The organism is Anaerotruncus massiliensis (ex Togo et al. 2026) (assembly GCF_030825285.1).
GTDB classification, from domain to species: domain Bacteria; phylum Bacillota; class Clostridia; order Oscillospirales; family Ruminococcaceae; genus Anaerotruncus; species Anaerotruncus massiliensis.
In genome coordinates this window covers 55,204-68,735 of the sequence record NZ_JAPJQF010000003.1, presented here as the reverse complement: position 1 = coordinate 68,735, position 13,532 = coordinate 55,204, and the positions used below count along the sequence as shown (strand labels likewise).

Annotated in this window: 14 protein-coding genes; 1 reads left to right on the top strand and 13 read right to left on the bottom strand. The window is 63.8% G+C overall.

The features are described 5' to 3' along the window. Nucleotides 1–2 precede the first annotated feature (2 nt). Genes murB through hprK form a run of 4 tightly spaced genes read right to left on the bottom strand, consistent with a single transcriptional unit; the run spans nt 3 to nt 3,634 of the window. The gene (gene murB, locus RCI06_RS02240) at nt 3–911 is read right to left on the bottom strand and encodes a UDP-N-acetylmuramate dehydrogenase (RefSeq protein ID WP_101550809.1); all 909 of its coding nucleotides are present in this window, start codon (nt 909–911) and stop codon (nt 3–5) included. Nucleotides 912–927: 16 nt separating this feature from the next. Further along, entirely contained in the window at nt 928–1,887 is a 960-nt protein-coding gene (locus tag RCI06_RS02235; protein ID WP_101550812.1) for an ROK family protein, read from the bottom strand. Nucleotides 1,888–1,927: 40 nt separating this feature from the next. Further along, nucleotides 1,928–2,653 carry a phosphatase gene (locus tag RCI06_RS02230; protein WP_101550814.1) on the bottom strand — a complete coding sequence of 242 codons (726 nt, stop codon included), beginning with the start codon at nt 2,651–2,653 and terminating at the stop codon, nt 1,928–1,930. A 21-nt stretch (nt 2,654–2,674) separates the two neighbouring features. Then, nucleotides 2,675–3,634 (bottom strand): HPr(Ser) kinase/phosphatase, encoded by a 960-nt coding sequence (hprK, locus tag RCI06_RS02225; protein ID WP_101550816.1) that lies wholly within the window; start codon nt 3,632–3,634, stop codon nt 2,675–2,677. A gap of 172 nt (nt 3,635–3,806) precedes the next feature. Here hprK and RCI06_RS02220 point away from each other — a divergent pair, with 172 nt between their 5' ends. Then, nucleotides 3,807–5,003: a prenyltransferase/squalene oxidase repeat-containing protein gene (locus RCI06_RS02220; protein ID WP_306573925.1), complete on the top strand. Its 1,197-nt coding sequence runs from the start codon at nt 3,807–3,809 to the stop codon at nt 5,001–5,003. 39 nt (nt 5,004–5,042) lie between these two features. Here RCI06_RS02220 and RCI06_RS02215 read toward each other — a convergent pair whose 3' ends face one another. The 9 genes from RCI06_RS02215 to RCI06_RS02175 form a co-directional block, all read right to left on the bottom strand. Beyond that, nucleotides 5,043–6,197, bottom strand: coding sequence for a DHHW family protein (locus RCI06_RS02215; protein ID WP_172439212.1), 1,155 nt, complete (start codon nt 6,195–6,197; stop codon nt 5,043–5,045). 12 nt (nt 6,198–6,209) lie between these two features. Further along, nucleotides 6,210–7,598: an MBOAT family protein gene (locus RCI06_RS02210; protein WP_101550822.1), complete on the bottom strand. Its 1,389-nt coding sequence runs from the start codon at nt 7,596–7,598 to the stop codon at nt 6,210–6,212. 90 nt (nt 7,599–7,688) lie between these two features. Beyond that, entirely contained in the window at nt 7,689–8,210 is a 522-nt protein-coding gene (locus RCI06_RS02205; protein ID WP_276872487.1) for a DUF4358 domain-containing protein, read from the bottom strand. 126 nt (nt 8,211–8,336) lie between these two features. Next, nucleotides 8,337–9,080 (bottom strand): amino acid ABC transporter ATP-binding protein, encoded by a 744-nt coding sequence (locus RCI06_RS02200; RefSeq protein ID WP_101550826.1) that lies wholly within the window; start codon nt 9,078–9,080, stop codon nt 8,337–8,339. A 13-nt stretch (nt 9,081–9,093) separates the two neighbouring features. Continuing rightward, complete coding sequence (locus tag RCI06_RS02195) at nt 9,094–9,750, bottom strand: amino acid ABC transporter permease (protein WP_101550828.1); 657 nt, start codon at nt 9,748–9,750, stop codon at nt 9,094–9,096. 148 nt (nt 9,751–9,898) lie between these two features. Beyond that, entirely contained in the window at nt 9,899–10,774 is an 876-nt protein-coding gene (locus tag RCI06_RS02190) for an amino acid ABC transporter substrate-binding protein (RefSeq protein WP_306573922.1), read from the bottom strand. Between the two features lie 202 nt (nt 10,775–10,976). Further along, nucleotides 10,977–11,759 (bottom strand): biotin--[acetyl-CoA-carboxylase] ligase, encoded by a 783-nt coding sequence (locus tag RCI06_RS02185; RefSeq protein ID WP_306573920.1) that lies wholly within the window; start codon nt 11,757–11,759, stop codon nt 10,977–10,979. 14 nt (nt 11,760–11,773) lie between these two features. Next, the gene (locus RCI06_RS02180; protein ID WP_306573918.1) at nt 11,774–12,640 is read right to left on the bottom strand and encodes a radical SAM/SPASM domain-containing protein; all 867 of its coding nucleotides are present in this window, start codon (nt 12,638–12,640) and stop codon (nt 11,774–11,776) included. Beyond that, the gene (locus RCI06_RS02175; RefSeq protein WP_306573916.1) at nt 12,637–13,416 is read right to left on the bottom strand and encodes an HAD family hydrolase; all 780 of its coding nucleotides are present in this window, start codon (nt 13,414–13,416) and stop codon (nt 12,637–12,639) included. Before RCI06_RS02175 ends, RCI06_RS02180 begins: the two co-directional genes overlap by 4 nt. Nucleotides 13,417–13,532: the final 116 nt, after the last annotated feature.

Sequence of the window (13,532 nt, the reverse complement as noted above, 5' to 3'; positions counted from 1 at the left end):
TCTCAGAGCAGTTTGATTTCACATTCGAGCGTATAGCCGGTCTTCTCCAGCACTTCCTTTTGGACCAGTTCGACGAGCGCGAGCACGTCGCGGCAGGTGGCGTTGTCGTAGTTGATGACGAAGCCCGCGTGCTTTTCGCTGACCATCGCGCCGCCCACCCGGCGGCCCTTGAGCCCGCACCGGTCGATGAGCGCCGACGCGTAGGAGCCGGCCGGACGCTTGAAGGTGCTGCCGCCGCTCGGGTATTCGAGCGGCTGCTTCTGCTTCCGGCGCTCCATGAGATCGTCCATTTTGGCGCGGATGGCGGCGGGGTCGCCCTTTTGGAGCCGGAAAGCCGCGCCGGTGATGAGATGCCCGGGACGGCCGGTAAACCAGCTGTGCCGGTAGGAGAGCTCCAGCTCCGCGGCGCCGAGGACGCGTTCCCCGCCCTCCGGCGTGAGACAGCGGACGCTTTCAAGCACATCCTTCATCTCGCCGCCGTAGGCGCCCGCGTTCATATAGACCGCGCCGCCCACGCTGCCGGGGATGCCGTAGGCGAATTCCAGCCCCGACAGCCCCCGCTGCCACGCGAAGACGCAGAGCGCCGTCAGGCTCGCGCCCGCGGGGCAGAAGATCGTCTCCGGGCCTTGCATCCCGGGCTTCGCGGCCTGCTCGTCGAAGGAGAGCACCGCGCCCCGGATCCCCTCGTCCGAGACGAGCAGGTCGGATCCCCTGCCGATGATCGTGAGCGCAACGCCCAGCTCCCCCGCCCGCCGCATAACCTTCGCGGCCGTCTCAGCGTCCGCCGGGCGGACCAGCAGGTCGGCCGGCCCCCCGATTTTAAACGACGTGTGCCTGGACATCGGTTCGTCCGCATGGCAGGCGCACCCGATCGATTCGCAGTACGCCCGCAGCTCGTGTATCCCGCTCATGAAGCCTCCTGGAAAATCATTTGTATTGTTTGCCGAGCAGCGCCGCGCCGATGATGCCCGCGTCGTTGCCGAGCTTCGCCTTGATGATCTGCGAACAGTTGTTGGGGTCGTGGTTGAAGGTCTGCGGATAGGCGCGCTCCCGCATTGGACCGAAGAGAGTCTCCCCCTCCTTGCTGATGCCGCCGCCAATGACGACCGCCTGCGGCTGGAAGAGGTTGATGATGCCGCTGACCGCGTAGGCGAGGTAGTCGATATACTGGTCGACAACCGCCTTGCCCGCCTCGTCGCCTGCGCGCATCGCGTCGAACGCGGTGCGGCCGCTCACCTTGTCGAGGCTGCCCTCCGCGAGCTCCCACATCTTGGATTTCGCGTTGAGCTGCATGGACTCGCGGGTGATGCGGATGAGCCCCGTCACCGCGCAGTAGGACTCGATGCAGCCGCGCCGGCCGCAGGTGCAGGGCACGCCCTGGTAGACCATGCCGATGTGCCCGAGCTCCGCGCCCTTGTAATTGAATCCCGACTGGATTTTTCCGTCGATGATGATGCCGCCGCCCACGCCGGTGCCCAGCGTGATCAGGATGACCGAGTCGAGCCCCTTGGCCGCGCCGGCCATCAGTTCCCCGTAAGCGGCGGCGTTGGCGTCGTTTTCGACATAGACCTTCTTGCCGAGCCGTTCCGCGACGAGCATTCCCAGCGGGGTGTCGTGGAAGCCGAGGTTCGCCGCGAGTCCCACCATGCCCGTTTCGGGGTTCACGGTGCCGGGCGTCCCGACGCCCACCCACGCGACCTCGTCGAAGGTGACGCCCGCGTTTTCGACCGCCCGGCGCGCGGTCGCCGCCATGTCGTCCGCGATCTCCTCCGCCGGATGGAACGCCTTGGTCTTTTCATTGGCACGGCCGACGATCCGGTAGTCCTCGTCCACCACGCCGACGGCGATGTTGGTGCCGCCGAGGTCGATTCCCACGTAATAACTCATCGTATGCTCTCCCTTTCCTCTTGATGTCCTCCTGGTGGCTTTATATCAGCGGACGCCCGCTCTTTTCCCGCGCGAGCGCCAGAAAGCGCCCGTAGTCAGCGTTCATGACAAGCTCCTCCGGGAAGCCGATCTCCTCCAGCATCTCGACGGCCGCGCCGACATTGCCGATCTGGGTGAAAAAGTGCGCGTCCGAGCTGCACACCACCCGCACCCCGTATTTTTTGCAGCTCTCCGCGATCCTGCGGCAGTTTTCCGCCGAGCCGGGCCTGCATTCAAAGGAGTGGGCGTTGATTTCGACGATCTTGCCGTTTTCGGCGAACGCCTTTACGACGGCGTCCACGTCGAAGCGGTAGCGCTCGTCCCCCGCGTGGCCGATCACGTCGACGAGGGGATTCTTCGCGACTGCGAGCCAGCCGGCGGTGTGCTCCTCCTCGGTGGCGGGCGCGAGGCAGTTGATGTGGTAGGAGGCGATCACCCAGTCGAGCCGCGCGAGCTTGCGGTCGGGCAGGTCGAGGCCCCCCTCGTAATCGATGATGTTCGTCTCCGCGCCCTTGAGGACGACGACCCCCTCCATCAGGTCGGGGATCACGTTGGGCAGGTTGCTGAAAAACATCCCGCCCGGCGCGCCCTCCATCGCCGGGCAGTGCTCGGTGACGCAGAGAAATCGGATTCCGCTGCGCGCGGCGTACCGCACGTTCTCATAGAGGGTGCTGAACGCGTGGTCGCACGCAACGGTGTGGCTGTGGGTTTCCGCGATGATCTGCATGCAGTCAGGTTCCTTTCCGGATTAGAAATCTCCCCAGTCGGTGGGGTTGCCGCCGTCCGGCTCGACCATGCCGAGCTTTTCGAGCAGCTCCTGGGCGGCGTTGTAGCCCATGCGCTTCTGGCGGTTGTTCATCGCCGCGACTTCGATGATGATGGCGAGGTTGCGCCCCGGCTTCACCGGGATGGTCAGCGACGGGATCTGCACGCCGAGCACCTCGGTGTATTCGTCGTTCATGCCCATCCGGTCGTACACCTTGGCGGCGTCCCACTGTTCGAGCTGAACGATCATGTTGATCTTCTCGGTCATCTTGACCGCGCCGATGCCGAAGAGGCGGCGGGCGTTGATGATGCCCACGCCGCGCAGCTCCATGAAGTGGCGGATATTTTCGGGCGAGGAGCCGACGAGGCTCTTGGCGGAGACGCGCCGGATCTCCACCGCGTCGTCCGCGATGAGGCGGTGGCCGCGCTTGACGAGCTCAATGGCCGTCTCGCTCTTGCCGACGCCGCTCTCCCCGAGCAGCAGGATGCCCTCGCCGTAGACCTCGACAAGCACGCCGTGGCGGGTGACGCGGGGGGCGAGCTCGACGTTGAGCTCCCCGATGAGCCCCGCCATGAAGGCGGAGGTGCCGTCCGCGGTGCGCAGCAACGGGACCTTGTATTTCTGCGCGGCGGAACGCATCCGGTCGGTCACCTCGATGTTCCGGGTGATGACGACCGCGGAGGGCTGACTTGCAAAGTAGTCGTCCACGCGGCGGGTGCGCTCCTCCTCGTCGAACTGGTCGAGGAAGGCAAACTCGCTCTTTCCGAGGATCTGCATCCGCTGGTGGTCGAAATAATCAAAAAAGCCGGACAGTTGCAGCCCCGGCCGGTTGACCTCGGGCGTGGAGATGGAGATCCCGGCGGCGTCTTCGGGAAGATAGACCACCTCAAGGTTAAAATCCCTGATCAGCTTTTGGAGGGGCACAATAAATTTTGTCGCCACATGAGCACCTTCTTTATTCGTTTTCCGTCGATATTCCTCTAGCTATTATACATGATGGAGGCGCATCTTTCAAACCCTATTTTGGGCAAAAATGTATTTCCAAATGCAGTTGAAATCCACCCGGCAATGTATTATACTTTTATGAGCCACTTAATGAAAGGGGAACTGCTGCTTGCAAAGACGGTTCGCGGCCTTTGCCGCTGGCGCGCTGCTCCTGTTTTCGGCCGTCACGGCCAGCGCCGAAACCCTTCCCGGCGACGCTGCCCCGGCCCCCGTCGCCGAACAGACCTGGCGGTACCTCGACGCCAATCCCCCGGGAGAAAACAGCATTTTCGCCTATTCGCTCGGCGGACAGGCCGTCCGGGAGGACGCCGTTACCAGGCTGTCCGGGGACCTGCGCGGCAGCGTAGCGGATGGATTTTCCTCTCCCCGCGCGCTGGAACGGGGCATCATCGGGCTGGTCAAGAGCGGGCAGGATCCCGCCTCGTTTGAAAAGACCGACCTAGTTTCCGCCCTCTACTCCCATGAAAACATCTACCAGGAGGGGCTGGACGGCGCGCTTTTGGCGCTGGCCGCCTACAGCGCGGCGGACGCGCAGTCTCCCGTCTCCGCGCACAACTCCCCCACCGCGGTCATCGACTATATCGTATCCTCCCAGCTCCGCGCGGGCGGGTTCGGTTCCGCCGCCGGGCGCGACCCGGACGTACGGACCACCGCGCGGGCGGTCACCGTCCTCGCGGCGAGCCGGGACATCCCCTACGTGAACACCGCGGTCAACCGGGCGCTCTCCTGGCTGAGCACCCAGCAGGATGAGGACGGCGCCTTCCTCCGCAACGGCCGCCCCGACTGCGAAAGCACCGCGGCGGTCCTGACGGCGGTGCGCACCTGCGGCATCGGCCTGGGCGACGCGCGGTTCACCAAAAACGGACGGGACCTGCACGACGCGCTCCAATCCTTCCGGCAGCAGGACGGCGGCTACGCCGCCACCCCCGGCGGGCCTTCGGAGGTCGCGGCAACGGAGGCGGCGGTGATCGCCCTTTCGACCGACGCGTCCGGCCTCTCGCCCTACCTGCCGCCCGAGCGGTATCCCGGCTATGTGGAGCCGCAGCCCGACAACGCCTATGTGTTTCTGCGGTTCCTCTTCGGGTTCCTGCTCCTCTTCGGGCTGCTCTATCTGATCCTGATCCTCACCGGGAAGATCGGCAAGCGCTGGGGCAAGTTCCCTCCCGCGGAACCGGAGAATCCCGGCGAAGCGCCCGGCGCGGGCGCGGATACCCGCACGCTCGAGCTCAATATCCCGATGAAGGCGGAGATTCCAGACTTCGACGCCCTGCCCGACGGCGACCCGCCCGAACAGACGAAAAAATAAAAAAGGCAGCCGCCCGCGGGCGGCTGCCTTTTTTGATCGTCAACGGTTGAGGAAGGTGAAATTCGAGTCCTGCGCGAAGTTTTCGAAGTTGTACATCACGAGCACGTCGTCGAATTCCGCCCGCGCCATGACCTCGCTCATCGGCGCCGTCAGGTTGCGCAGGTCGACCATCCACACCTCGTCGTAGCTGTAGGTCAGAAAGGGCGCGAACGGGTTCCCATAGCTGTCCTTGATGAGCAGGACGCGGGAGGTCCGCCCCTCCTGGTGGTTGAGGTTGTTTTCCGATTTGACGACGGTCAGGTCGCTGTTGCCCCACAGGAAGGCGGCGTGCTTGTCCCGCTCCCCCCACTTCTCCGCGTCGTAAAGGCCGGGCTTCTCCTCCCCGCCCACCGTGACCGAGGAGACGGGGATATCGTACCACTCGATCGTGTCCGGGACCGCGGAAAAGAGCTTGCACTTGCTGAAGTAGGTGCCGTAGAAGCCGGGAGCCTCCCTTCTCAGCGGCTCCAGCACGGAAAATTCCACCGCCTTGAGTCCCCGGGACTCGACGAACGCGCGGTAGGCGTTGTAGGCGCCCCAGGTCGTCCAGTGGTGGTCGGTGCGGTAGTAGGCCTGCCGCTCCGACGCGGCGAGCCGCATCACCGGGAAGAGGTCGAGCGTGTCCGCGCCGCCGGGCAGCGCGCTGTAGATTTCAGTGACGCGCGCCGCCTGGTTGACGTTTTGCAGGCCCTTCGGGAGCTTGTCCGCGAGGATCTCATAGGAGTTCGGGATGACCGCCACAGTGATCGGCGCGGTGTCCCGGTAGGAGGCCAGATAGGTCCCGAGCAGCTCGATGTTCATCGAAAACCGGCGCTCGTCCACTGTCTCGTACCGGTCGAACAGGTAGTTGTCCGACCCGTAGACGATGCCGTTGTTCTCGATCTTTCCGAGCGCCGATTCGCTCACCGATTTGAGCGTAATCCACCCGTCCCGCCCGACGAACTGGTCGTTGAGGTAGGTTTCAAACCGCTGGGTGTACTTGTTCTCCTGGTCCTTCGCCAGCAGCGCCGTCGCCGTCAGCTTCGGCCTCTGGGCGAGCGGGCGGTTCTCGAGCTCGCTCTTCTCCCGGTCGGGGGTCAGCAGGTTCGCCGCCGAGACGATCAGCAGGAAGGCCGCAAAGAGGAAGACGAGCGGATATTTTTTTAAGGTCTGCATCATGCTTCCTCCTCAGAAGTTCCAGTAGAGGAACGGGTTGTAGGTGGAGTCCACCAGATAGGCGACCGAAAGCACCAGTATGAGCCCCAAAAACGGCAGCGCGAGCGCGCGGCAGACCTTCGGGTGCCGGTCGCGGATGCGGTTCAGCACCGGCATGGAGAAGAGGATTCCCAGCGCCAGCACGACCGCATAGTTGCGCAGGTAGAACATCCATTCATTCCCGCCCGTAAGGGAGAACAGTTTCCCAAAGAAGACGCCGAGCGCGCCGAAGCTCCCCTCGATGGCGAAGAGCCCCCATCCGAGCATGACCGCCAGCAGCGAATAGGCGTGAGAAATGAGCGGGTGCCTGTCCAGAAACACGCGCAGGCCCATCCGTTCGATCATGAGCAGGACGAAATAGTAGAGCCCCCACAGCACGAAGTTCCAACTCGCGCCGTGCCACAGCCCGGTGAGCGCCCAGACGACCAGCAGGTTCAGGACGTTACGCGCCGGGCCTCTGCGGCTGCCGCCGAGCGGGATATAGACATAGTCGCGGAACCACCCCGAAAGGGTCATGTGCCACCGCCGCCAGAACTCGGTGACGCTGCGGGAGATGTAGGGGTAGTTGAAGTTCTGCGGGAAGGTGAACCCGAGCGCCTTGCCCATGCCGATGGCCATGAGCGAATAGCCGGAAAAATCGAAGTAGATCTGGAGCGTGAAGGCGATGAGCGCGAGCCACGCCGAAGCGGTCGAGACGTTCGCGAACCCGACCGCCGCCACGTCGCTCCACAACGCGCCGATCGAGTTGGCGAGCAGCACCTTGCTGCCCAGGCCGAGGATGAAGAGCCCGATGCCGTCCTGCACCGCGCCGAGGGTGATCTTACGGCTGTGCAGCTCGCGGCTGATGTCGGAGTACTTGACGATCGGGCCGGCGATCAGCTGCGGGAAAAGGACGACGAAGGTGCCGAAATTGATGATGTTGCGTTCGGTCTCCACCTTGCCCGCGTAGACGTCGACCGTATAGGTCATGATCTGGAAGGTGTAGAAGCTGATGCCGAGCGGGAGGGTCCTGGCCGCTTCGATATAGGGCACCGCCATCCCCGTCAGCGTGTTCCAGTTGTCGATCAGGAAATTGCTGTACTTGAAGAAGACGAGCCACGCGATGCTGAAAACGAGCGACAGGAGCAGGACGGCGCGGCTGAGCGCGCGGTTCCGCTTCCACCGGCCGATGGCCAGTCCCGCGAAGTAGTTGACGAGGATGACCGCGATCATCACCGGGAAGAAGCGGATCTCCCCCCACGAATAGAAGACGAGGCTCGCTACCAGCAGGACGGCGTTTTTCAGCCGCACCGGCGCGATATAGTAGACCGCGAAGGTCACCGGCAAAAAGCAGAACAGGAACAGCAGGCTGCTGAATACCACGGGTTTCTCCCCTTTTTGTCACAAAATGAAAGTGTACCGAATAGAAGCTATCCAGTACACTTTACCAAATCCTGCGGATTTATGCAAGATTTAAGCGGCAAACGCCTCGTCAATGATTTTGACCGCCCGGTCGAGGTCGTCGTCAAAGGTTTCCGGACTCTCTCCGAGGATGACCAGGAACACATAGTTCCCACGGTCGACCACGCGGCCCTTTTGCGCCTTTTCCGACTGGTCGGGCAGGTAGTTCGAGAAGGAGGCCTGCACATCCTTGAGGCGCTTGCCCATCGCCTCGATCACCGCGTCCTTCTGTTCCGGCTTCGCCTTGACGGCAAGCAGGTTGTCGGCGCTCACATTGACCATCGCGAACTGGCCGTAATACTCGTCCACGTCCTTTTCGGGGTCGATGTAGAAAACGTCCTTCATAAGGGTGTCGTCGATCTCGGCGGGCATCGCGATCCCCACCTCGTCGATGATCTGGTCGACAACCGTCTGGATCGTCTGCCCCTCCTTCATCTCGGTGGAATCGCCGGAGGCCGCGGGTTTCGAGCCGCACCCGGCAAGCATCCCGGCGAACAGCGCGGCGGAAAGCAGAACAGCGAATATCTTTTTCATGGTACATTCTCCTTTGGTCATTGCCCGCAACGGGCTTCATTCTTCCCTCATAGAGTATGCCCAAACGCGCGGATTACTTCAGGAAAACTGGAAAAAATTTTTATGTGGACAAAAAACGGGTGGTCTTCAGGACACGTTGCCGAAAAATTCCGCCATCCGGCGGTCCTTCGGATTGCCGAAGACCTCCTCCGGCGGGCCCGACTCGACGATCTCCCCGTCGCACATGAAGAGGATCTTGTTTGCCACGTCCCGCGCAAAGGACATCTCGTGGGTGACGACCACCATCGTCATCCCCTCCTCCGCGAGCTTGCGCATGACGCCGAGCACCTCGGCGGTGAGCTGCGGGTCGAGCGCGGAGGTCGGCTCGTCGAAGAGCATGATGTCGGGGTTGAGCATGAGCGCGCGCGCGATCGCGACCCGCTGCTTCTGCCCGCCCGACAGCGTTGAGGGCATTGCGTCGACCTTGTCCTGGAGCCCCACCTTGCCGAGGATGGACATCGCGCGCGCGTCCGCCTCCTCGCGGGCGACGCCCTGCGTCTTGACGAGCGGCATCGTCAGGTTTTTGCGCACCGACAGATGCGGGAAAAGGTTGAAGGACTGGAAGACCATTCCCATCTTCGCGGTGATGGCCCGCACCTTGGCCGCCGGCGGATAGACCCCGTCGGTGACAAACGGCTCCCCCTCCACGACGATGCTCCCGCCGTCGACCTTCTCCAGATCGATCAGGCAGCGCAGCATCGTACTCTTGCCCGCGCCCGACGGCCCGATGACCGCGATCACGTCGCCCCGCTTTACGGTGAAGCTCACGTCGGTGAGCACGTCCTGTCCGGAAAAGCCCTTTTTGAGGCCGCTTACTTCGATCAGGTTCATTTTCCCGCCCTCCTCAATATGCCATTTTCTTTTCCAGCCAGTTGAAGAACAACTGGAGGACGGTGTTCATCGCCAGGTAGATGACGAACGCGATCACATAGGGAAAGACGTTGCCCGTGCGGGTGACCGCCGCCTTGGCGTAATAGAGGATCTCGGTGATCGAGATCGCAAAGACGAGCGCGGTGTCCTTGACCAGCGTGATCGATTCGTTGGTGATGCTCGGCAGCGCGACGCGGATCATCTGCGGCAGGATCACATGGAAGGTCGTCTGCACCTTGTTAAGCCCAAGCACTTGACAGGCCTCATACTGCCCGCGGTCGATCGACAGGAGCCCCCCGCGGAAGATCTCCGCGAAATACGCCGCGTAGTTGAGGGAGAAGCCGATCAGAGCGCAGACCATCGCGGAATGGAGCGCGGTCTTGAAGAAGTCGTTCACAAAGGGCAGGCCGTAATAGATGAAGAAGAGCTGGAGCATCAGCGGCGTGCCGCGCATGACGTAGATATAGGCGTTGATGATCCAGCGCAGCGGCGCGACGCGGCTGCGAGTGCCGAGCGTCATCAAAAAGCCGAGCGGCAGCGACGCGACGAGGACCACGAAAAAGAGGGTCAGAACCGTTCCCAGACCCTGCAGGATTGCGCTGGTGGTGGTTGCGATCTCGCTGATTGACATAAAGGCACGCTCCTATGTAAGTGAAATGATGCGGGCTCTTTTACGACGCTAACACGCTGCCCGATAAAAGCGTTTGGCTCCATAAAACAGCCCGCACTCCCGGCCGGGAACCCGGTCGGGAGTGCGGCGTATCGCGGTGGATCCGAACTTATTTGACCTTGATCATGTCGTCGCGGCCAAACCATTTCTGAGAGATCTCGGCGATCTTGCCCTCGTCGGCCAGCTCGCCCAGCGCGTTCCAGACCGCGTCCTTGAGCGCCGTGTTCCCCTTCTTGAAGGCGATCGCGTACTGCTCGGAGGCCATTTTGTCCTCCAGGATGGTCATCGGCTTGGCGTTCTCTGCGATGTAGTAGTTGGCGACGACCGAGTCCATGACGATCGCGTCGCAGCGGCCGATCTCAAGGTCGGTCAGCGCGTCGACATAGTTGGCGTACTCCTTGGCGACGCCGTCCTTAATCGACGGGAAAACCTCATCCTTCTGGAGCGCCTCGAGGCCGGAGGAATCCTTCTGCGCGGCGACGATCTTGCCCGCCAGGTCGGCCTTCGACTTGATCGGGGAGTCCTGCATGACGACGATGACCTGCTCGTTGTCCATGTAGGCGTCGCTCAACTCATAGTTTTCGATCCGCTCGTCGGTGACGGTCAGGCCGTTCCAGATGCAGTTAATCTTGTCGGTGCCGAGCTCCATGTCCTTGGCATCCCAGTCGATCGGCTTGGGCTCGAACTTCATGCCCAGCTTTTCGCACACCGCCCTGGCAAGGTCGATGTCGACGCCGACGATCTCGTTGTTCTCGTCGAGGTAGCCCATCGGCGGGAAGGAGGCGTCGAGGCCCAGGACAAACGTTTCGGGCAGCGCCGCGTCGGCAGGCGCTTCGGCGGGTTCCGCAGCGGGCTCTTCGGCCGGTGCTTCCGGCGCGGGCGCGGCCTCGGACGCCGGAGCGGCGGGCTCGGCGGGGGCGCCGCAGGCGGCGAAGAGGGTCAGGCAGAGCAGCGCGGCGAGAAGGACGGTCAAAATTTTCTTCATATGCTTTCTCCCAATTCATCGTTGATTTTTGCCTCAAGGGCGGCGGCAGGGCAAAATCCGGGCCGCTTTTGAACATTTTACACTTTATCAAGGTAAATTGCTACCCTTGTAGCAGGCTGTTATACCGATTTTTCCCGATCTGTCGCCGGTTTTCTCCTGATTGCTCGTCCATTCTCACGATCGCGCCGCAATCCGCGCGTGGTTACGCGAAGTCTCCCCGCAGGCTGATCTCCCCCGCGCCGATCGCCTCGCTGCTCCCGTCGGGCATCCTGACCAGCAGCCGCGCGTCGTCGTCGATCCCGACGGCGTAGGCCTCCCGGCGTTCCTCTCCCCGCACCAACGTCACCGTCCGGTCGAGCACACAGGAGCGCGCGCGGTATTCCGCGAGGAAAGTCCGCTCCCCGAGCCCGCCGCAGAGGGCGAGCATCTCCGCGATGACCGCCGCCGCCAGCGCGGCCCGGTCGGCCTCCCCCGCTCCCGCCGCTTCGAGCGAGGTCGCCACGCCGGAAAGCTCGGGCGGAAAGCTCGCGTCCAGCACGTTGACGCCGATGCCGATCACGACGAATTCCGGCCTGCCGTCCGCGCCGAGCGGCGCCTCCGCAAGGATGCCGCAGAGCTTTTTCCCCGCGTAATAGAGGTCGTTCACCCATTTGACGCCGACCTCCACCCCCGCGGTGCGGGAGATGGCGCGCGCGGTCGCGACCGCCGCCGCCGGGGTGACGAGCGCCGTATCGGCGGCGGAAAGCCCGGGGCGCAGCACCATCGAGAGATAGACCCCCGCCCCGCCCGGCGAGAAGAAGCTGCGTCCCAGCCGGCCGCGTCCCGCCGTCTGGCGCTCGGCGAGCACCGCCGTGCCGTGCGGCGCGCCCTCCCGGGCGAGCCGCCGGGCCTCGATGTTCGTCGAGCCAAGCTCCTCATAATAGTATACGGGCGGCTTATGGCCGGCGGGCAGATGCCGCCGGACCGCCTCCGCTGAAAATTCCATAGCAGTCCCTCCTGTCAAAAGCGGCGCGCGTAGCCGCACCGCCTGCAAAGCTCTTCCGTGGCGGTCCGCCGGGAGAAGCCGTCCGCGATCGCCCGGGCGCGGGGGGAATCGAGAATCTCCCCGAGCGGGCGCTCAAAGGCGTTGCCCAGCGCGACCATCCCCTCGCTGTCGAGGCAGCAGGGCACCACCGTCCCGTCCGCGAGGATGCCGAAATGATCCCGCATCCCGAGGCAGGAGACGCGGCCCTCCCCGGCGGGCAGGGCCATGTCCGGCCAGTCGAAGACCGGCGCGGTCACAAGGTGCAGGTTCTCCGCGAGCTTGCGGTCGCAGACCCCGTCCGGCGGATTCCCCACCGGGATGCCGAGCTCCCGCTCGATTGCGCGGCAGACCCGCCCGTTGAGCCGCCGCGCGCCGCCGCCGTTCCAGAGGCGCAGCTCGCAGATGATCCCCGCCTCCCGCGCCAGCCGCACGACCGGCAGCACCCGCGAGAGATACGCTTCGAGCGGCGGGCCGTCCCCGTTGGCCTCGAAGCTGTGGAGCGAAACAGAGAGCTTCCGCAGTGCGGGTGCCGACAAGAGGATATCCTTTACATCCTCCAGCAGCGTTCCGTTTGTCGTGAGGTTGGCCCGCAGGCCCTCCTCGCCGCAGATTTCGAGGATGCGCCCGAGCGCGGGATGCAGGAGCGGCTCCCCCATCAGGTGCAGGCAGACATAGTCGGTATGGGGCTTGACGGCGCGCGCGAGCAGCGCAAACTCCTCCGGGGACAGAACGCGCGGGGCGCGTCGCGTCCCCGGGCAGAAGGCGCAGTTCAGGTTGCAGGCGTTCGTGATCTCGATGTAGGCGCGGCGGAAGGGCTTTTCCGCGTTCTTTTTCCCGCTCACAGGATGAACTTCTCCACGATTTCCGCGACCGCGTCCTCCAGGTGGGTGCGCGCGGTCACATAGTCGGCCTGCGCGCGCACCTCCTCCGGCGCGTTGCGCACCGCGACGCCCACCCCCGCGCCCCGGATCAGCTCGAGATCGTTATAGTAGTTGCCCGCCGCCACGATGTTTTCATACGCGATGCCCTCGCGCGCGGCGACGTACGCCGTGCCGCGCCACTTGTTGACCCCCTCCGGCATCACGTCCATCGAGGTGGCGTTGGTTACCGCGCAGGTGAGCCGCAGGCCCTCCCGCTCGATGAACTCCCGCACCGGGCCGTAGTTTTCGCTCACGACAAAGCCGTCGAGCGTCTCGAAGGGCAGGTCGTCCGCGCCGCGGTAGACGACCGGCGTGCCCTCGAATTCCTCCTGCTGCCGGAGCACCCCCGGCGTGATGCGGTTGACGCCCCAGTAGTCCCCCGAGATCAGATGGAGGATGGCGGAATCCTGCGAGAGGCAGAAGTCGATGAGGCGGAGCATGTCCGACCGCTCGACGAGCGTGGTATAGAGCTGCTCCATGTCCGGCGCCGCCACCACCGTGCCCCCGTTGTTGAGCACGAAATAATCGGCAAGCGTGCACAGATGCGAAATCGGTTCCACCGATTTGCGCCCCGTCACAAAGCAGACGACCGTGCCCGCCCGCTTCGCGGCGAGCAGGGCGCGCCGGTTCGCCTCGGAAAGCTCGGTGCGCACCCCGAAGGTCGTGCCGTCCAGGTCGAGCGCCAGCATCTTTCGCATGAGAATCCCCCCTGTCCTGCCAATCATACCACAGCGGGCGCGGCGGGTCAATTTGGCATAAGGGGTGCGCGGATTTGCCAATCGACAAAAATGAAAAAAACGTGTATGCTGTTTGA